This is a genomic window from Mycobacterium sp. 852014-52450_SCH5900713 (assembly GCF_001667075.1).
Taxonomy (GTDB): Bacteria; Actinomycetota; Actinomycetes; order Mycobacteriales; family Mycobacteriaceae; genus Mycobacterium.
Genome location: NZ_LZIL01000042.1, coordinates 144700 through 163659, shown reverse-complemented (window position 1 = coordinate 163659; position 18960 = coordinate 144700). Strand labels below are relative to the sequence as shown.

Sequence of the window (18960 nt, the reverse complement as noted above, 5' to 3'; positions counted from 1 at the left end):
GCCTGATATAGCGTTAGACTCCCCGTTTATGGCGGACAGCGAATCCCCCGCGGCCGACGTCACCGAGCTTGCGGAAGGTTTGCACCGTGCGCTGTCCAAATTGTTTTCGATTCTGCGGCGCGGGGACCCGAGCGGCACCGCGGCCGCGGGCGAATTAACGTTGGCGCAACTGTCGATTCTGGTCACCTTGCTGGATCAGGGGCCGATTCGGATGACCGACCTGGCTGCCCATGAGCGGGTCCGCACTCCCACCACCACCGTGGCGATCCGCCGGCTGGAAAAGCTGGGGCTGGTGAAACGCTCGCGCGACCCGTCCGACCTGCGTGCCGTGCTGGTCGACATCACCCCGCGCGGGCGTGCCGTCCACGGCGAGTCCCTGGCCAACCGGCGCGCCTCGCTGGCCGCGATGCTCAGTCAGCTGCCCGCGTCCGACCTCGGCACCCTGATGCAGGCGCTGGCTCCGCTCGAGCGGCTGGCCTGCGGCGAACCGGCGCCCGCGCCCGCGGGTGCGCCGCCCGCCCGTAAAGAGGCTTGAAAATAACTGCCTTTCAACGAGTTTGGCGGTGCCCGTAGACTACGGTGCATGCCAACTGCACTCATCACCGGCGCCGGCGGCGGCATCGGTTCCGCGATCGCCACCGCGCTGGCCCCCACCCACACTCTGCTGCTGGCCGGTCGGCCCTCCGACCGGCTCGACGCCGTTGCCCGGAGGCTGGACGCGACGACGTTCCCAGTGGACCTCACCGACACCGCGGAGATCGAGGCCGCCTGCGAGATCGTGGACGAACTCGATGTGCTGGTGCACAACGCCGGGGTGTCGATCCCCGGTCATGTCGCGGATTCCGACGTCGATGAGTGGCGCGCCACCTTCGCCGTCAATGTGCTTGGACCGGTGGGACTTACACTGGCGCTGCTACCGGCGCTGCGGCGTGCCCGAGGGCAGGTGGTCTTCATCAACTCCGGTGCGGGGCGCAACGTTTCGCCCGGCATGGCCTCCTACTCGGCCAGTAAGTTCGCGTTGCGCGCCTTCGCGGACTCGCTCCGCGCCGACGAACCGCAGCTGCGGGTGACGACGGTCTACCCGGGCCGCACCGACACTGAAATGCAGCGCGAACTCGTCGCATTCGAGGGCGGGACGTACGACGCGGCGAAGTTTCTCAAGCCGGAAACCGTCGCGGCAGCGGTCGCCAACGTGCTGGCGACGCCGCCCGACGGCCACGTCCACGAGGTGGTGCTGCGGCCCGCGGGCCGGTGACTCGCGACCCGCTAGACGACCAGGTTCACCAGCCGGCCGGGGACCACGATCACCTTGCGGGGATTGGCGCCCGCCAAGAATGCCTGGACCTTCTCGTCCGACAATGCCGCGGCCTTCAGGGTGTCCTGATCAGCGTCGGCGGCCACCACCACCCGTCCACGCACCTTGCCGTTGACCTGGACCGGGTATTCGACGCTGTCGTCAACCAGGTAGGCCGGATCGGCCTGCGGGAACGGGCCGTGCGCCAGCGACGTGGAGTGGCCCAGCCGCAGCCATAGCTCCTCAGCCATATGGGGAGCCAGCGGCGCCAACATCAGCACCAGCGGCTCGACCGCGGCCCGGGGAACGGCGTCGCGGTGCTCCTTGGTGAGGTGGTTGGTGTACTCGATCAGCTTGGCCGCTGCGGTGTTATTCCTCAGTGCGGCATAGTCTTCCGATACCCCCGCGACGGTGCGGTGCAGCGCTCGCAGGGTGTCGGAGTCGAGCTCCTGTTGTCCGGCCACGTCGAGCACCCGGGTCCGGCCGGTCTGTTCGTCGACCACCAGCCGCCACACACGCTGCAAAAAGCGGTGCGCCCCGACGACATCCTTGGTGGCCCACGGGCGGGAGGCCTCCAGCGGGCCCATCGACATCTCGTACACCCGCAGAGTGTCCGCACCGTACTCGTCGCAGATCTCGTCGGGTGAAATCGAATTCTTCAGGCTCTTACCGATTTTGCCGAATTCCTGGAAGACCTCGATCTCACCGCCCGGGCCCGGATAGAAGAATCCGCCACCGCGCTCCACCACCTCGTCGGCCGGGACATACGACCCGCGCGAGTCGGTGTAGGCGAAAGCCTGGATGTAGCCCTGGTTGACCAAGCGGCGGTACGGCTCCCGGGAACTCACGTGGCCCAGGTCGTACAACACCTTGTGCCAGAACCGGGCATACAACAGGTGCAGCACCGCGTGTTCGGCGCCGCCGACATACAGGTCGACACCGCCGGGGTCCTGCGGGCCGTGCTCGGCCGGCCGCGGCCCCATCCAATAGGCCTCGTTCTCCTTGGCGCACAACCTTTCCGAATTGTGCGGATCGGTGTATCGCAGTTCATACCAGGAGCTACCGGCCCACTGCGGCATCACGTTGGTGTCGCGGGTGTAGGGCTGCAGACCGTCGCCCAAGTCAAGTTCGACGTGCACCCACTCGGTCGCCTTCGCCAATGGTGGCGAAGGCTCGCTGTCGGCATCGTCGGGGTCGAACAGCACCGGTGAATAGTCGGGCACATCGGGCAGCTCGACAGGCAGCGCGGCCTCGTCGAGAGCATGGGCGCGCCCGTCGCTGTCGTAGACGATCGGGAACGGCTCGCCCCAGTAGCGCTGCCGGGCGAAAAGCCAGTCCCGCAGCTTGAATTCGATCCGCGCCCAGCCGCGGCCGTCCGCCTCCAAGCGGGCAGTGATCGCTTCCTTGGCGGCCGGCACATTCATTCCGTCCAGGTAGCCGGAGTTCACCAGCACGCCGTCGCCGGGGTAAGCGGCCTCCGAAATATCGCCCCCGGCAATGACTTCCACGATGGGAAGGCCGAACTCATGGGCGAAATCCCAGTCGCGCTGGTCGTGGCCGGGAACCGCCATGATGGCGCCTGTGCCGTATCCGGCCAGTACGTAGTCGGCGATGAAGATCGGCACCGGCTTGCCGTTGGCGGGATTGGTCGCGTAGCTGCCCAGGAAGACGCCCGTCTTCTCCCTGCTCTCCTGGCGCTCGAGGTCCGACTTCGCCGCGATCGTCTGCCGGTACGCGGCGACGGCCTCCCCCGGCGTTGCGGCGCCGTAAGTCCAACGGGCGTCGGTCCCCTCGGGCCAGCTCGTTGCGACCAGCCCGTCGACCAGGTCGTGCTCCGGGGCGAGCACCAGGTAGGTGGCACCGAACATGGTGTCCGGCCGGGTGGTGAACACCTCGATGTCGACCGTCTCGCCGCCGGCGTTGTTCGCCGAGAACAGCGCCCGGGTGCCGGTGGAACGGCCAATCCAGTTGCGCTGCATGGTTTTGACCGGCTCCGGCCAATCCAGCAACTCCAGGTCGTCGAGAAGCCGGTCGGCGTAGGCGGTGATCCGCATCATCCACTGCCGCAAGCGTTTCCGGAATACCGGGAAGTTGCCGCGATCACTGCGACCGTCGGCGGTCACCTCTTCGTTGGCCAGCACCGTGCCCAGACCCGGACACCAGTTGACCATCGAGTCGGCGCGGTAGACCAATCGATGGCCGTCGATCACGTCGGCCCGCTCCCCCGCCGACAGCGCAGACCAATCACGGCCGTCTTCGAGCTGCCTTGCGCCGGAATCGAATTCCGCGATCAGCTCGGCGATCGGGCGGGCCTTGCGGGCCGCGGTGTCGAACCAGGCGTTATAGATCTGCAGGAAGATCCACTGCGTCCACTTGTAGAACTCGACGTCGGTGGTGGAAAAGCTGCGCCGGCTGTCATGGCCGAGACCCAACCGGCCAAGCTGACGGCGGAAGTTCACGACGTTGGCCTCGGTGCGGGTGCGCGGGTGAGTGCCGGTTTGCACGGCGTATTGCTCGGCGGGCAGCCCGAAGGAATCGAACCCCAACGCGTGCAGGACGTTATGTCCGGTCATCCGGAAGTAGCGGGCGTAGACGTCGGTGGCGATGTAGCCCAGCGGATGACCGACGTGCAGCCCCTCGCCCGACGGGTAGGGAAACATGTCCTGCACGAACAACTTGTCAGCGGGGACCGGGCTGCCATCCGTCGGGGCCAACGAGCCGACCGGGTTGGGCACGTTGAACGTCCCGAGCTTCGCCCAGTTCTCCTGCCAGGTGCTCTCGATACGGCCCGCCAGCGCCGCGGTGTAGCGATACGTCGGCGCATCGGGGTCCGTCTGAACGGCACCGGAGTTGCTCTCGGCGGTGGTCGGGGATTCGGTCACCTGAACAGGGTATAAGGGTCACGTCGGGCCTAGCGCCGGCCACAGGATGATCTCGGTTCCGTTGCGCACGGATCAGGGGTTCATCCCAGCTGTATTTCGAGCCTATCCATGGCCTTTGACCTGTAGTTACAGTCGGCCTCTGATGACCTGGCAGTGCGCCATTGGAAGGACCGAGGCAGATGATTGAGATCGTCCCCGCCCGCCGTGCGCTCCTCGGGGGTATGGTCGCCGGCCTGATCGGCATGGCGGTTGTCTCGAGCGCCCAGGCATTGGCGGACCCCTTACTTCCCGCGCCAGCACCCGCTCCTGCCATCCCGGGGCCGCAGAACGTCGCGGCCGCGCCCGGACAGGCGCCCGCCAACCGGTTCCTCGCCGCCCCCCCGGCGGCGAATCCGGTCGCATCGCCGACGACCCCGGGTGCAACGGTGCCGGCGGCGGCCGCCCCCCCCCCGCCGGTCGCCCCGGCGGTCACTCCAGCCCCGGCCACTTCCGGGACGATCCGTGAGTACCTCCAGTCGAAGGGCGTCAAGCTTGAGGCGCAAAAACCCCAGGGCCTCAAGGCACTTGACATCACTTTGCCGGTGCCGGCCCGCTGGACTCAGGTGCCCGATCCCAACGTTCCCGACGCGTTCGCGGTGATCGCCGACCGGCAGGGCAGCAGCATCTACTCCTCGAATGCACAGGTGGTGGTGTACAAGCTCGTCGGTGATTTCGACCCCCGCGAGGCCATCAGCCACGGCTACGTCGACAGCCAGAAGCTGCTGGCCTGGCAGCCCACCAACGCCTCGATGGCCGATTTCGGCGGCTTCCCGTCGTCGATCGTCGAAGGCACGTACCGCGACGGCGACATGACGCTGAACACCTCGCGGCGCCACGTCATCGCCACCTCGGGGCGCGACAAGTACCTGGTGTCGCTCGCGGTGACCACCGATCGTGCGGTGGCCGTCGCCGACGCACCCGCCACCGACGCCATCGTCAACGGCTTCCGCGTTACCGTTCCCGGGTCCCCGGCGCCCGCGCCGGTCCAGACCCCGGCCGCCTCGCCGGTCGGGCTGACCCCGGCCCAGGCTCCCGCCCCGCAGGTTCCTGCCGCGGCTCCCGTGCCGCAGGTTCCTGCCGCTGCTCCGGTCCCCCAAGTGCCTGCCGCGGCTCCCGTCGGGCAGATACCGGCCACCGCTCCGGTCGGGCAGGCGCCCGCCACAGCTCCGGTCGCCCAGGCTCCCGCCGTGGCTCCGCTCCGGCAAACCTCGGCCACCGCTCCCCCGGTGGGCTTGCCCCCGGCGCCGATGCCCAGCCGTCAGCCCACGCCGAACCTGTTAGCCCTGGTCCCCGGCCTCCCGCCGCTGCCCAATTTCTCGTTCCTGCAGCACTGAGCGGTGCCGCGGCTCCTCCGGAGCCCGCTGAGCGGACCGGTGTCCGGGCTCGTATTGTGAGGCCATGCTTATTGCCGGTGTGCTGTGCATGTGTGCGGCGGTGGCCTCCGCCGGGTTCGGAACTTGGTCGTTGGCGCGCACCCAGACCGTCGACCCCACCGCGCTCGCGCTGCGGTCCATGGCTCCGGCGCAACTGGCGGCGGCAATCATGCTGGCCGCCGGCGGTGTGGTGGCGCTGGCAGCCTCCCCGCACACCGCGCTGGTGGTATTGATCGTCTGTGTGGCCGGCGCCTTCGGAACGGTGGCCGCCGGGTCATGGCAGAGTGCGCGCTTCGCGCTACAGCAAGAAGCGGCGGCGCCCGGCTGCGGGGGGACCTGCGCCGGCTGCACGCAGTCTTGCCACTGAAGCCCGAGCGGACCCGGGGGAGTGCCCCTAGTTGCGGCTCAAATCTATCGGGTGGGTAGCAAGCAACGACAAGGGCAACGGCTGGCGGCGCAGCACGTGCGCCCACAGGTCGGACCTCGACCCCGCCAAGACGTCAGATGGCAACGCGGACAAGACGATCCAGTCGTCGCGTTCGATTTCACCTTCCAGCTGGCCAATGGTCCAGCCTGAGTAGCCCGCGAAAATGCGCACTCCCTCCACCAGGGGAGCGATCGTGTCGGGGTCGGCGTCGAGATCGACCATCACCACCCGGCCATCCACATGCCGCAGCCCGGCCACCCCCTGCGGATCGGCGCCAACGCGCAATGCCGCCAGGCATAGCGCCGCGTCCCGCTTCACCGGGCCGCCGATGAACATCGTCTTCGGCTTGGCCGCCAACTTGGTCCACTGCGGCAGCACGTTGTAAACCGCGGTCTCGCTGGCCCGGTTCAGCACGACCCCCAACGTGCCGCCGTCGTTGTGCTCGACGATGTAGATCACGCTGCGCCGAAACGTCGGTTCGAAAAGATCGGTGTTGGCAAGCAGCAACGTCCCCGCGCGCACCCGCTGCGCGGCCGGCGCGACATAGTCCTCTGGGTCCTCGGGCGGCGGCACCCAACCATCATCGCATCCGGTGCCTGGGACCCGGGGGAATCAAGCGCGGGGCGTGAAGATTTGTACTGTTGGTAAGTCGGCTCGGACGGTGACGAGCTTGCTAGCCCCAACTTTGGAAGTCGGTTTAGTGATCCAATCCCGGATGCACTCAAGCGCACCCGTCGAAATATGGCGGTCGGTGCGCAGTTTGCCAGACTTCTGGCGCCTGCTGCAGGTGCGCATGGCAAGTCAATTCGGTGACGGGCTGTTCCAGGCCGGTCTGGCCGGAGCGTTGCTGTTCAATCCGGACCGGGCCGCCGATCCGATGGCAATCGCCCGGGCGTTCACCGTGCTGTTCCTGCCGTACTCGCTGCTGGGGCCGTTCGCCGGCGCGCTGATGGACCGCTGGGACCGGCGGCTGGTGCTCGTCGGCGCCAACGTCGGCCGCCTCATCCTGATCGCCGCGATCGGCACGATCCTCGCCGTCAGAGCCGGCGACCTGCCGCTGTTGTTGGGCGCGCTCTTCGCCAACGGCTTAGCCCGGTTCGTCGCGTCCGGGCTGTCGGCGTCGCTGCCGCACGTCGTGCCCCGCGAACAGGTCGTGACCATGAACGCGTTGGCCAATGCGTCCGGGGCCATCGCCGCCTTCATCGGTGCCAACTTCATGCTCGTTCCGCGGTTCCTGGTCGGCGCGGGCGACAAGGGCGCCTCGGCGATCATCTTCCTCACCGCGGCACCCGTGTCGATCGCATTGCTGCTGTCGCTACGGTTCGGGTCCCGCGTGCTGGGCCCCGACGACACCAAGCGGGCGATCCACGGACCGGTCCTCTACGCCGTGGTCACCGGCTGGCTGCACGGTGCACGTACCGTGGCGCAACGGCCGACGGTCGCCGCCACGCTGTCGGGCCTGGCCGCGCACCGGATGGTGATCGGCATCAACTCCCTGCTGGTCTTGTTGCTGGTGCACCACCTGACCGACCCCGCAGTCGGGGGACTGGGCACAGCTCTGGTGTTTTTCGGCGCCGCCGGCCTGGGCGCGTTTCTGGCCAACGTGCTGACGCCGCCGGCGGTTCGTCGCTGGGGGCGCTACGCGACGGTCAACGGTGCGCTCGCGGCCTCGGCGATCATCGAGGTCGCCGGAGCGGGGTTGCTGCTACCGGTCATGGTGGGGTGCGGCTTTTTCCTCGGTGTGACCGGGCAGATGGTCAAGCTGTGCGCCGACTCGGCAATGCAGATGGACGTCGACGACGCCCTTCGCGGACACGTGTTCGCCGTCCAAGACGCGCTGTTCTGGGTGGCGTTCATCGCCGCGATCACGGCGGCCGCGGCGTTGATTCCCGCGGATGGGCATGCGCCCGCAGTCGTCCTGGTCGCTTCCGGGCTCTACCTGGCCGGCCTGGCCATGCACGGCATCCTGGGCCGGCGCGGCGACCAGGCGAATAATCGCTACCCGGCGGGCGCAACCGACGATCGGAGGCAATGATGGCGGGTCTGGAACCGATTGTGGCCGACCTACGCGCCGAAAGCGACGAGCTTGACGCCCTGGTAGCGCCGCTGCCAGCCGAACGCTGGGCCGAACCGACGCCCGCGCCGGGTTGGACCATCGCGCATCAGATCGGGCACCTGCTGTGGACCGACCGTGTCGCGCTGACCTCGGTCACCGACGAGGCCGGCTTCGCCGAACAGCTCAAGGCCGCCGCCGCGAACCCGACGGGCTTCGTCGACGCGGGCGCCGAAGAATTGGCGGCTATAGCGCCGGCCGAGCTGCTCGCCGACTGGCGCTCGACCCGTTCCCGGTTGCACGAAGAGCTGCTGATGGTTCCCGCCGGGCGCAAGCTCCCGTGGTTCGGGCCGCCGATGAGTGCGGCGTCGATGGCCACCGCGCGGTTGATGGAGACCTGGGCGCATGGCTTGGACGTCGCCGATGCGCTGGGCGTGAAACGGGTGGCCACCGACCGGCTGCGCTCGATCGCCCACTTGGGGGTGCGTACGCGCGACTACGCCTTTTTCGTCAACAATCTCCCGGCTCCGGCCGAGCCGTTCCTGGTCGAGCTGCGCGGACCCGGTGGTGACACCTGGAGCTGGGGATCGCCGGACGCGGCGCAACGGGTCACCGGTTCCGCCGAAGACTTCTGCTTTCTGGTCACCCAGCGGCGGCCGCTCAGCGCCCTCGACATCACCGCCGATGGGCCCGACGCGCAGCGCTGGCTGGAGATTGCGCAAGCCTTCGCCGGCCCTCCCGGCGCCGGTCGATGAGCGCGCGAGCGCGCGAAGAGAGCCGGCGCCCATCCGACGCACGCGCCGGTCGATGAGCGCGCGGTTACTGCAGCGGGCCGCCGTAACTTGCCCGGTTCTCGGCTTCCGCCTCCTCGCGCAGCGCTGAGATCGCGAGGTTCAGCCTGTCGGCAAGCTCGCCGTGGGCGTATCCGGTCATCACGCCGGGGTGCAGAGTCAGCTTGAGCAATCGGCCATCGGAATTCGCCACGGCATAGATGTCACCGAGGTCGACGCTGTAGGTGACGGCCTCGGCCTGGGCCACCAGGGCTTCCCACTTGTCGGCCGCCTCGCTCAGTTCGCGGAGAACTGATTCGACGAGATTCTTGTCGCTGAGATCCGCGCGACCGCCCGAATCCGACACGATCACAGTATCGTCGCCCCCTCCAACCAGCGTCAATTCAAACTCGCGGGTGACCGGTGCACCCCATGGCGGCTACGGGGCGGGCGCCTCGGTGGCGAGTTTCTGGTACCAGGCGAGGTGATAGTTCGCCGATACCGTGTCTCCGCTCGCGATGCCTTCGGTGGCGGCCATCAACAGACACTTGAGCAGGAGAGCCGGGTTCACGGTCGGGTACTGGACCAAAAGTTGGTAGCGCGCCGTATCGAGGTGCACGCGCAGCACGTCGACCTCTTGGTCGATGACAACCGCTTCCGCGGCGGCCGCGTCCGCCAGCCTCTGCACGATGCGGGGGAGTCCGTCAAACCGGCGCGTGGTCTCACTCAGCACCCTGGCCAGATCGCTTATGGGCGGCAGCTCGCGCGGTTCCAGCGACGATTTCGTGGCGGTGAAGTCGGGCGAGCGGCGCAGCGAATCACCAGGAGCGTAGGTCACGACGCGCGCCGCGTCGCCGATCAAGGCGGACACCCGGCCGGTACGTCGCTCGGGTTCCAGCAACCGAACGCCAGCTGGGAGATTGATCCCTGCCGGTATCCAGCCGTGCGCGAGGTCGGTGACCAGGACGGTCGTGCCGTCCAAAAGGTCGCCGACCGCCCAGTTGAGCCGCGACTCTTGGCGGACCACGAATTCGAGGAGCCGATTCAGCCGGTCCGTGTCGAAACTCGTTGCGGCGATGTCCTTTTGCCGGAGGGGCCGAGCGGCGGGCTCCTGCGGTGCATCCGGCTCGTCCTGGCTCGCCGGGCCCTCGGCCGGCTCGTCAACCACGGGGGCGGGCTCCGTGATGACGGGGATGACCTGTGTCTCCTCCATCGAAGCCACCGAGTCCTCGGCGGGTTCTGGCTGCTGTGCCGGCTGTTGCGCCTCGTCCTGGGCCGGTGCCGGCTCTTCGGGCACGGCGTGGTGACGACCGTTGGCGACGGCTTCGTCGACGACGGGTTCCGCCTCGGTGATGGCGGGAATGACCTGCGTCGCCTCCATCGAGGTCGCCGGGATGTCGTCCTCGGCGATCTGGTGGCTGTCCGGCTCGTCAACCACCGCCTCGGGCTCGGTGATCGCGGGGATGACCTGCGTCTCCTCCATCGGCGCCCCCGCGACACCGTCCGCGGCATCGATGTCGGACCCCCATTCGGGCTGGTCCTGCTCGGTTGCCGGCTCCTCCACCTCCAGGTGGTGACGGCCGTTGGCGACGGGCCCCCAATCGGGCTCGGCATTCGCGGTTGGCTCGACGACGGGCTCCAGCTCCGTGACAAAGGGAATGACCTGCGTCTCCTCCATATCCGGCGCCGCGGCCTTCTTTTCGACGGCGGTGTCATGGACAGGTGCCTCGGCCTCGTCCCCGCCTTGCGGCATGGAAGGGGCCGGCTTGTCCGCAACCCGCCAGCGCGGCCGGCGCACGTCCCTGGTGGGCGCTTCGGAAGGTCGCGAGTTCGGGACAGCAGGGATGACCTGGGTCTGGTCCATGTCCGATGACTGCGGCTCGGTGGCCTCCGGGCGGAGATATCCAGCAATCACCCCGGCCTTCGCCGCGTGCAGCTGGCGAATCGTCGATTCGACTCGGCGGACGGCGCGGCCCCGCGCCTCGTCGATGACCCGGGCCTCCTGCGCCTGACGCGCAAGATCGGCCAGACCCGCCCGCTTGACCATTTTCAGCTGCTCGTTGGCGCTGTCGGCGATCCGCTGCAGGTCCGTCTTTAGATAGTCTGCGAGCGTGGCATTTTCGGCGGTGATCGTTGACAGCTCGGCAGGCCAAAGCCCACCGACCACCCACGGGGTGCAATCGATGGGAGAGCTGAAGGCCGGCATCGCCAGTGATTCCCGGGTAGCTCTCCGGAGGCGCTGACGCGCCGTCATCCGACCGAAGATCGCCACCGGCTCAGCGTACCGGCATCTGCCGGATGGCTTATTCGATCAGTGAATTGTGCAGCTTTGACGGCCTGAGTACCGTGCAGATATGGCTGAATCTGCCCTGCAGCAGCAACTCGATGAGGTGCGTGCCTTACTCGCCCGCGCACGAGAGTTGTTCGGCCCCAACCCCGTAGAGCCGCCCACCGACATCGCTCCAGATCCCGAGGCGGCCAAGACCTGGCTGTTGTAGGCCGCTAGATGGCGCTGTGACGGCGGCGCAGTTTGTGCGCGAGTAACTTCTCGATCGCCGCATCGAGGTCTCGCGGGGTTGGAACCTCGGCCGAGGGGGTGTGACCGGCCGCCACGATCTCGTCGCGAATCTCGAGCAATGCCTTCAGGCAAGACACGTCGGCGGTCAGCAAAATGCCTCGTGCCAGCGTCTGGGCGTCGGTCTCCATCGCCTCTTCGCTCAGCGCAACGCTGTGCATATACCCGCCGCGGCAGGAGCGTACCAGGATGTGCCCACTCGGGTGAACGGTGTCAAAAGCGGGATTCGCGTCCGTCATCGACCGCGGTCAGCGATGCCGCCGAGGCTGCGCGCCGCATCCTGCTCGTGCTGTTCCCACATCGTCGCCGACGCCGCCAATTTGTCTGCCAGGTCGGCGTGGTCCGCCGCTTGCTGCTCGTAGCACTGTCGTCTGAGCTCAAGCAGTTCCCGCCCGGCGTCGCGAAGTTCACCGAAGATCGGGCCCAGCGAATCCAGGCTTTCCTGGATCGCCTCGTGCGACGACGGGACCGTGCGCAAGTAATCGGAGGTTTCCTGGTGGCGCGCAGCGGCTTGACGCAAGTGCGCGGGGACCACATGGATCGAATCTGCCATCCGCTGTCTCCTGTTCACGGCCGCCGGCCAGACCGGCGAGATAACTATTGTCAGGTGGTCGACGAGGTCGCCGGCCGCGTGGGTGTCGGTGTGTCGGGCGTCGCCGGCGCGGTCGCGGCTGCGGCCGGCGGATGTTCCCAGCCTAGAAAGCTTGGGCCGCTCACGGTGGCGATGTCTTGAATTTGGCCATCGAGTAGGGCTTTTCCTGCGCCGAGGGCAAGCGCGTGCCGGTCGATGAACATTCCGATATCGGCCGGAGCGACGTGCGAGGCGTCGATCGGGTTGGTCACCGCGGTGCCCGGCGGTGGGATCGTTATTCCCTGCTGTTGGAAGGCATCTGGTATCGCCACTCCGCCGACCGCGGCTTTGATTGCCGCCGCCAGCTGGGGGCTGGCCGCCGTAAACGTTTCCCCGTCGGGCAAAGTCACCGTGGTCGGGCCCGCCGGTGGTGATTCGCCCTCGAGCGTCGCAGCGTCCCCGTCGGTGTCGCCGGGTTGATCGGATGAAGCCTCGGTCTTCGGATCCGAATCGTCCTCGGAGTCCGGCACTCCTTCGTCGTCGAGGCCCTGCAGCGCCGGATCCGCTGTGTCGTCGCCCTGCAGGTTGGGAAGTGGCAGCCCGGCCGGCGTCGCGCCGAAGCTCGGCAGTCCCGAACCAAAGTTGGGCATGGGCGGCAGCACAGGAGCCATGGGCGCCGCCGGAGCGCTCGCTACCTCCGGCACAGCACCTCCCGACAGATCATCGGTTGCGGCGCCCGGATCGTCGGCGAACAACGAATCGAGCAACGGATCCCACTCGGAATCCTCTGTCGTAGCCGCGTCGGCGCCGACCGTCTGTGCCGACGGCCGTTCATCGGGACTGCTCGGTTCTCCCTTGGATGCGTCATATAGCGATGTCCAGGCGGCCATCAGCGCCGACTTCGACGTGTCGTCGAGGCTCGCGTTGAGGACCACCGCACGAATGTCTCTGAGCTTGCCGATCAGAAATCGCTGGAAGTCGCGCGCTCCGGCCGGAGTGTCCAGGTCCGATCGTGTTCGCACCGCGGCTTCGGTGTCTTGCTGCAACTTGCTCAGCGCTTGACTGCCTTCGACGGCGTTGAGGTGGGCGTTCAAGATAGCCGTGATCACCTGCATGTCTAGCTGAGAACTCGCCGAATTCTGGTGTGACAGAGCAACTTCGGCGTGCGCAATCGCTTCCGCCGCCTCGCCCTGCTCACGATCCGGTGCGGCCGCATCTCGTTGGCGGATCTTGCCCGCGATCGCCTGCAGCTGTTCGGGGCGCGTCGTCGGGGTGATCACTGCGGCCAGCTCACCGGGCGACAGACCCGCCACCCACGCGTTTGGGTCACCGGTGCGGTCTCGGACATATTTCACCGCGGCAAGCAGCTCCTCGTGCGCCGACATCAGCTACGCACGTCCTTGCGGGATGCGTTGCGACCCCTCCATGCCCGGCGACAGTACCCAGGCCGGTCCCCGCCATCAATTCACCGTGCCGGGCCGGTGTGGATGACACCGAAATCGCCGCCTTGCTAGGCATTGCCGGCGGCGTACCGGTCCCGGAGGCCTTCCAGCACAGCCTTTTTCGCTCGGCTGAGTTCGCGGGCGCCCTCGACGACCGCGGTGATCTCGCGCTGTTTGGCCAGCAGGAATCGCTGAAACTCGCGGGCCCCCATGGGCGTATCGACCGCGAGGTTCGCTTGGTGCACGGTGGCGTGGTCGATCTGCTCGGCGATGGCATCCAGACGCCTGGCGCCCTCTCGCATCGCGGCATGCGCGCTGGTGAGCACCTCTGCCAGCACGCGGTCGGCGTCGGCCGCCGTGCCGTGCTGGCCGGCCAGAGCCGACTGCCGCGCCTGCATGGCGGCTACCGAAGGTCCTGCTTGTTCCGTCATCGGCTCACCCTGTTTGTCATAGCGGTCGGCGGATCGCAACGTTGGGGCCTAGTGGGCTGATCCGCACCGAAGCGCCCGAGTAGGGCGCCTCGACTACCAGATTGTTCCCGATGGCCAGCTGGACATGCCCGGCGTGCGGGAAGACGAGGTCGCCCGGCCGGACTTGCGAACGGGGCACCGGGATCCCGTCGTTGATCTGCTGATAAGTGGTGCGGTCCAAGCGAATTCCCGCTTGCGCATAACTCCACTGGACGAGCCCCGAACAATCGAACTGGTCGGGCCCCGTCGCGCCCCACACGTAGGGTCGGCCCAGACGCGACAGTGCGGCGCGCACCGCGATTGCGGCGCGCCCGTTCAATCCGGCGGGACGGTGGCGCAGGAGTTGGTAGCGCAGCGCCCGCAGTTCGGCGAGGCGTCGACGCGCCCGGAAACGGGCTGACAGGACGTGCGCGCGCTGGGCCCGCAGTCGCGCCGCCCGACGACGCATCGCCTCGCGCTGCGCCATCGGTGTCGCCGGAACCTCCGCGGCGTCGGCACGGGCTTCATCAAGAACGCCGCCAGTCAGGTCGCGAGCCTCGGCCCGATCGCGATGGGCACGGGCGATGACGCCCGCCGCGGCGGCGTCCGTGGCGGCGGCGGCCGCAAGCCGTTGCCGGCTGTGGTCCACCGCGAGCCGATAGCCGCCGCGTGCCACTCCATCGTTCAGCCCGGCCGTCCTCTGCAGCAGATTGCGGTAATGCCCGGTGCCCGCGTCCACCGAAGACGGGCGGATGCCACCGGCGAACATGTCATGAGCACGGCTGAGCACCTCGATCTCGCTCTGGGTCACGGCGCCCCCTCGCCCAGCTGGCTTCCCGACTCCACGGCGTCGGTGAAGGCGCGCACGCGGGGGAGTGCCCCCGGGGGGATCACCCCCCGGTTGCGGATGTCCCAGAGTTCCTCGACGTCGACACCCACCAATGCAGCGATCACGGTCTCGGGCAGCGACGACTGCGCACATGCCCCGTCGAAGCGGGCGCTCAAGCTGGTTGGCAGTCGTTTCAGCAGGGCCGTGCGCGTCGCCTCGAGGGCTTGGAGGTGCGTCATCAGCCGGTCCGTCGAGTCCGCGCCAGCGTTCACGGCGACCCGCCAGGAGCCGGCGGCCAGCATCTCTGCCTTCACGCACTGAGCGATCACAGACAGAATATACGTCTCATATTCGTTTGATGTTGTCGCAGGCAAGCGATCGATGACGGATTTGAGGGCTTCCAGTTGGGCTTCGGCATATCCTTCCAGCACTTCTGTGTCGCTGTGACGGTCCACGACGACGGGCCCGGTGCGCCGGGCGGGGACGGCGGCAGGCGGTTGCGCGGCCATCAGCCGGGCCAGTTCCGCGTCCGGATCGGCCGCCACCAACAACCGAGAATAGGTGCCCGGCGGGAGGCCTAGGCCATTCTCGACCTTCTGAACTGTGCTTTTGTGCGGCTTACGGGCCCCGCGTTCCAGAAAGCTCAGGCCCATGATGCTGACACCGGTCGCGGCCGCGAGGTCGGCTAGCGACCAGTCGCGCGACTCTCGCAGAGCGCGGATTGCCGCACCTGCCGATTCACGGCTCACCGCAGGCTCCGGCCATAGGCCGGATAGTACACAGGCCGCAGCGTATCCCTATGTATATACGTTTTCGTCTCGTTTCTCTTGCGCTCGGGCGCCATGTCTGTATACGCTTTTGCCTACGTTTCAAGCTCGACAAGGAGACCGACATGGGACACCCCTGCGCTACCAACCCGGAACTGTGGTTCGGCTACCCCGACGACGACGGTGGCGACGGCGCGGCGAAGGCCCGTGCGTACGAGCGGTCGGCCGTCGAGGCGCGCATTCAGTGCCTGCGGCGCTGCCCGCTCGCGCAGCAGCGTCGGTGCGCCCAACATGCCATCGCGCACCGCGAGGAGTACGGCGTGTGGGCCGGCGTCAAACTTCCCGGGGGTCAATACCGCAAGCGCGAGCAGCTTGCCCAGGCCCACGACGTCCTGCGGCGCATCGCGTCCGGCGAGATCAACTCACGCCAGCTACCGGAGAATGCGGCCCTGCTCGCCAACCACGAGCATGAGGCCGTTCCGGTGACCGCGGTGGTTTTGCACCTGCCCCTGGCGCAAGTGGGGCCTCGTTCCGCGGCCTGACGCTCCGTCCTGGGTATGGCCGTTTGCTAACTCACCCAACGGGGTAGAGCTTCGGCACGAACGAGTCAGTCGACCCAGAGGCGGGATCCATGACGTTCGACCTGACCCCGACGGCGGCGCAGCACGACCTCGCCCGGCGGACGCACGAGTTCGCCGAAGAAGTGATCCGCCCGGTGGCGCTCCACTACGACCAACGGCAGGAGTTTCCGTGGCCGGTCCTGGAGGAGGCGGCCGAGCGCGGCTTTTACAGCCCCTTGTTCTACCGCGACCTGATCGGCGATCCCACCGGCCTCTCGTTGCCGATGTTCATGGAGGAGCTGTTTTGGGGCTGCGCGGGGATCGGGTTGGCGATCGTGATGCCAGCGCTGGCCCTTTCGGCGATCGGGCAGGCAGCATCTCCGGAGCAGATGTTGGAATGGGCGCCCGAATGCTTCGGCACCCCGGGCGATCTCAAGCTTGCCGCCCTGGCGATCTCGGAACCCGAGGGCGGCAGCGACGTACGAAATCTGCGCACTCACGCGCGCCGCGACGGTGACGACTGGATCATCGACGGCCACAAGATGTGGATCGGCAACGGCGGGATCGCCAACGTGCACGTGGTCAACGCGGTGGTCGACGAGGAACTAGGCCATCGTGGTCAGGCATTGTTTGTGGTGCCCGGTGGCACGCCCGGGCTCAAGCTCGTGCGCAAGCTGGACAAGCTCGGCTGCCGTGCGTCACACACCGCGGAGTTGTTGTTCGAAGGCGTCCGCGTACCGGGCGCCAATTTGCTTGGGGGACAGGACAAACTAGAGCACAAACTCGCCAAAGCCCGCGAGGTGGTTGCGGGCGCCCAGCGATCGGGCTCAGCGACGTTGGGCACGTTCGAGCAGACGCGGCCGATGGTCGCCGCGCAGGCCATCGGGATCGCGCGCGCGGCGCTCGAGTACGCGACGGCGTACGCCACGGAGCGCGAGGCGTTCGGCGGACCGATCATCGACAACCAGGGCATCGCCTTCCCGCTGGCGGAGTTGGCCACCCAGATCGACGCGGCGCGGCTCTTGACCTGGCGGGCGTCGTGGATGGCAGCCAACAACGTTCCCTTCGAGCGCGGGGAAGGCTCGATGTCGAAGATGGCCGCCAGCGAGGTCGCCGTCAAAGCCACCGAGCGCGCCATTCAAACCATGGGCGGCTGGGGCTACATCACCGATCACCCCGTGGAGAAGTGGTATCGGGATGCCAAGCTATACACTATTTTTGAGGGCACGAGCGAGATTCAGCGGATGGTGATCGCGAACGCGCTGGGTGCCGCCGTCGGCACGCCGCCACTGCATGTGGTGCTCGAGCCGTCCGGCGGCCCGCTGAACCGGGTTTTCGGTCGCGGCACCCCGCTACGCTCCCGTGTCGCCGATACAGCGCTTTCCATGCAGGACCGGGTGCCCGAACCCGTCATGCGGCTGGCCATGAAGGTGCTCCGACCGCCAAGCAAGTAACGGGGTCTGGGTACGGTCGAGTGGACCATGAGCAACCTTGAGTCGACACCCGTCGAACTCGCCGGCGCTACCTCGCCAGGCGTGGGCACCGAGGTGCTGGCGCCCAGGGAGGTCCCACTGGGCGGCCCGCGGGCCATGCGGGTGCAGCGCACGCTTCCGCAACGGAACCGTTCGCTGATCGGGGCATGGTGTTTCATCGACCATTACGGCCCGACGTCGGCGCGCATGGACGTTCCACCTCATCCGCACACCGGATTACAAACGGTCAGTTGGTTGTTCAGTGGGGAAGTGGAGCACAACGACAGCGCCGGGGTGCATGCGGCAGTGCGGCCAGGCGAGCTCAACCTCATGACTGCGGGTGCCGGTATCGGTCATTCCGAGGTGTCGGTGACGTCGCCGTCAGCCTTGCACGGTGTCCAGCTCTGGGTGGCGCTTCCCGATTCCGATCGCGACACCGGCCGCGATTTCGCCCACTACGTGCCCGAGCCGGTGTCGTTGGCCGGCGCGACGGCGCGGGTGTTCCTCGGCGGACTGGCCGGCAGCCGGTCGCCGGTGCATACCTTCACACCGGTACTGGGCGCGCAGATCGATCTCGACGCCGGCGCTCGCCTCGACATCGGTGTCGACCCGGCATACGAGCACGGTGTGCTCTGCGATCTGGGCGCCGTGCGTGTGGAGGAGACCCCGCTGGCGGTTGCCGAGCTCGCCTACCTGAGCCCCGGCGCTTCGTCGCTGCACCTGCGCAACGTGGGGGATCGGCCCGCCCGGGTACTCCTGCTCGGCGGCACACCGTTCACTGAAGACATAGTGATGTGGTGGAACTTCGTCGGGCGAAGCCACGACGACATCGTGGGTTACCGCGAACTATGGGAGGACGGCGACGAACGATTCGGCGCCGTCCACGGCTATCGGGGTTCGCTCACCCGATTGCCCGCCCCGCCGCTGCCGACCACTCGGCTGCGGCCTCGACAAGGACCGCAACGAAAGGAAAGCAACCATGACCGCCGATAAGACCGGAGCAGAAGCGACCGTCAGCCTCGAGGAGGGCCGGTACACCATTGCCGTGGAAGGCAAGCAGGTCGGCCTCGCCGACTTCGCCGACCGCGGCGACCAGCGCGTCTTCTACCACACCGAAATCGACCCAGCGTATGGCGGACGCGGCCTGGCGACCATCCTCGTCGAGGAGGCGCTCAACGAGGCTCGCGGCGAAGGCAAGCGGATCGTCCCCGTGTGCTCGATGATCGGCACGGTCCTCAAGAAGCATCCCGAATTCGACGACATCACCGACGCCGTTACGCCGGAGATTCAGCGGTGGGTGCGGTCGTCGTAGCCGAGGTTTTGTCAGTTTTGGCTCGGGGGACCGAACAACCTGGTTGCGCGTAGCTGTGCAAGCGCGTTGAGCTCCTCGCAAGCGCGAGCGGCTTGTTCGTCTACGAATAGGTTTTCGACCCGGCCTATGTTGTCGCGCACCCATG

At 67.6% G+C, this 18960-nt stretch carries 21 protein-coding genes; 11 read left to right on the top strand and 10 right to left on the bottom strand.

Features of this window, described 5'->3' with window-relative positions:
- Nucleotides 1-28: 28 nt before the first annotated feature.
- Nucleotides 29-535 carry a MarR family winged helix-turn-helix transcriptional regulator gene (locus A5773_RS11990; protein ID WP_066950902.1) on the top strand — a complete coding sequence of 169 codons (507 nt, stop codon included), beginning with the start codon at nucleotides 29-31 and terminating at the stop codon, nucleotides 533-535.
- Nucleotides 536-583: 48 nt separating this feature from the next.
- A complete protein-coding gene (locus tag A5773_RS11985) occupies nucleotides 584-1255 on the top strand; it encodes an SDR family oxidoreductase (protein WP_066950906.1) in 672 nt (223 codons plus the stop codon).
- A gap of 11 nt (nucleotides 1256-1266) precedes the next feature.
- Here A5773_RS11985 and leuS read toward each other — a convergent pair whose 3' ends face one another.
- Entirely contained in the window at nucleotides 1267-4176 is a 2910-nt protein-coding gene (leuS, locus tag A5773_RS11980) for a leucine--tRNA ligase (RefSeq protein ID WP_067791035.1), read from the bottom strand.
- 179 nt (nucleotides 4177-4355) lie between these two features.
- On the opposite strand from leuS, the gene A5773_RS11975 reads away from it, so the two are divergent.
- Nucleotides 4356-5549 (top strand): LpqN/LpqT family lipoprotein, encoded by a 1194-nt coding sequence (locus tag A5773_RS11975; RefSeq protein ID WP_067791033.1) that lies wholly within the window; start codon nucleotides 4356-4358, stop codon nucleotides 5547-5549.
- A gap of 64 nt (nucleotides 5550-5613) precedes the next feature.
- The gene (locus A5773_RS11970; protein WP_067266473.1) at nucleotides 5614-5955 is read left to right on the top strand and encodes a hypothetical protein; all 342 of its coding nucleotides are present in this window, start codon (nucleotides 5614-5616) and stop codon (nucleotides 5953-5955) included.
- A 27-nt stretch (nucleotides 5956-5982) separates the two neighbouring features.
- On the opposite strand, the gene A5773_RS11965 is transcribed toward A5773_RS11970, so the two are convergent.
- Nucleotides 5983-6588, bottom strand: coding sequence for a YqgE/AlgH family protein (locus A5773_RS11965; RefSeq protein WP_066950921.1), 606 nt, complete (start codon nucleotides 6586-6588; stop codon nucleotides 5983-5985).
- A gap of 142 nt (nucleotides 6589-6730) precedes the next feature.
- Between A5773_RS11965 and A5773_RS11960 the strand changes: the two genes are divergently transcribed.
- Together A5773_RS11960 and A5773_RS11955 are read left to right on the top strand one after the other, a co-directional pair.
- The gene (locus tag A5773_RS11960) at nucleotides 6731-8050 is read left to right on the top strand and encodes an MFS transporter (RefSeq protein WP_067266470.1); all 1320 of its coding nucleotides are present in this window, start codon (nucleotides 6731-6733) and stop codon (nucleotides 8048-8050) included.
- Complete coding sequence (locus A5773_RS11955) at nucleotides 8050-8823, top strand: TIGR03084 family metal-binding protein (RefSeq protein ID WP_067791058.1); 774 nt, start codon at nucleotides 8050-8052, stop codon at nucleotides 8821-8823. The genes A5773_RS11960 and A5773_RS11955 overlap by 1 nt, the downstream gene beginning before the upstream one ends.
- Before the next feature lie 64 nt (nucleotides 8824-8887).
- Here A5773_RS11955 and A5773_RS11950 read toward each other — a convergent pair whose 3' ends face one another.
- Entirely contained in the window at nucleotides 8888-9211 is a 324-nt protein-coding gene (locus A5773_RS11950) for a DUF2710 family protein (protein WP_369817354.1), read from the bottom strand.
- A 66-nt stretch (nucleotides 9212-9277) separates the two neighbouring features.
- Nucleotides 9278-11110: a DUF5631 domain-containing protein gene (locus A5773_RS11945; protein WP_066950927.1), complete on the bottom strand. Its 1833-nt coding sequence runs from the start codon at nucleotides 11108-11110 to the stop codon at nucleotides 9278-9280.
- A gap of 82 nt (nucleotides 11111-11192) precedes the next feature.
- On the opposite strand from A5773_RS11945, the gene A5773_RS26280 reads away from it, so the two are divergent.
- Nucleotides 11193-11336: a hypothetical protein gene (locus A5773_RS26280; protein WP_167374087.1), complete on the top strand. Its 144-nt coding sequence runs from the start codon at nucleotides 11193-11195 to the stop codon at nucleotides 11334-11336.
- 4 nt (nucleotides 11337-11340) lie between these two features.
- Here A5773_RS26280 and A5773_RS11940 read toward each other — a convergent pair whose 3' ends face one another.
- From A5773_RS11940 to A5773_RS11915, 6 genes are all read right to left on the bottom strand, one after another.
- On the bottom strand, nucleotides 11341-11652 hold the full coding sequence (locus tag A5773_RS11940; protein ID WP_066950931.1) for a DUF2694 family protein: 312 nt from the start codon (nucleotides 11650-11652) through the stop codon (nucleotides 11341-11343).
- Nucleotides 11649-11966 (bottom strand): ESX-1 secretion-associated protein, encoded by a 318-nt coding sequence (locus tag A5773_RS11935; protein WP_066950935.1) that lies wholly within the window; start codon nucleotides 11964-11966, stop codon nucleotides 11649-11651. Before A5773_RS11935 ends, A5773_RS11940 begins: the two co-directional genes overlap by 4 nt.
- A gap of 50 nt (nucleotides 11967-12016) precedes the next feature.
- Nucleotides 12017-13369 (bottom strand): DUF4226 domain-containing protein, encoded by a 1353-nt coding sequence (locus A5773_RS11930; RefSeq protein WP_067791031.1) that lies wholly within the window; start codon nucleotides 13367-13369, stop codon nucleotides 12017-12019.
- A 125-nt stretch (nucleotides 13370-13494) separates the two neighbouring features.
- Complete coding sequence (locus A5773_RS11925; protein WP_066951365.1) at nucleotides 13495-13857, bottom strand: DUF4226 domain-containing protein; 363 nt, start codon at nucleotides 13855-13857, stop codon at nucleotides 13495-13497.
- Between the two features lie 16 nt (nucleotides 13858-13873).
- Entirely contained in the window at nucleotides 13874-14686 is an 813-nt protein-coding gene (locus A5773_RS11920) for a C40 family peptidase (RefSeq protein WP_067791030.1), read from the bottom strand.
- Nucleotides 14683-15453 (bottom strand): helix-turn-helix domain-containing protein, encoded by a 771-nt coding sequence (locus A5773_RS11915; RefSeq protein WP_067791029.1) that lies wholly within the window; start codon nucleotides 15451-15453, stop codon nucleotides 14683-14685. The genes A5773_RS11920 and A5773_RS11915 overlap by 4 nt, the downstream gene beginning before the upstream one ends.
- Before the next feature lie 143 nt (nucleotides 15454-15596).
- Here A5773_RS11915 and A5773_RS11910 point away from each other — a divergent pair, with 143 nt between their 5' ends.
- From A5773_RS11910 to A5773_RS11895, 4 genes are all read left to right on the top strand, one after another.
- Complete coding sequence (locus A5773_RS11910) at nucleotides 15597-16013, top strand: WhiB family transcriptional regulator (RefSeq protein ID WP_066950950.1); 417 nt, start codon at nucleotides 15597-15599, stop codon at nucleotides 16011-16013.
- An 89-nt stretch (nucleotides 16014-16102) separates the two neighbouring features.
- Complete coding sequence (locus tag A5773_RS11905; protein ID WP_067791028.1) at nucleotides 16103-17485, top strand: acyl-CoA dehydrogenase family protein; 1383 nt, start codon at nucleotides 16103-16105, stop codon at nucleotides 17483-17485.
- Between the two features lie 27 nt (nucleotides 17486-17512).
- Nucleotides 17513-18496 (top strand): pirin family protein, encoded by a 984-nt coding sequence (locus A5773_RS11900; RefSeq protein WP_067791027.1) that lies wholly within the window; start codon nucleotides 17513-17515, stop codon nucleotides 18494-18496.
- Nucleotides 18483-18815 carry a GNAT family N-acetyltransferase gene (locus A5773_RS11895; RefSeq protein WP_067208598.1) on the top strand — a complete coding sequence of 111 codons (333 nt, stop codon included), beginning with the start codon at nucleotides 18483-18485 and terminating at the stop codon, nucleotides 18813-18815. Before A5773_RS11900 ends, A5773_RS11895 begins: the two co-directional genes overlap by 14 nt.
- Nucleotides 18816-18960 lie beyond the last annotated feature (145 nt).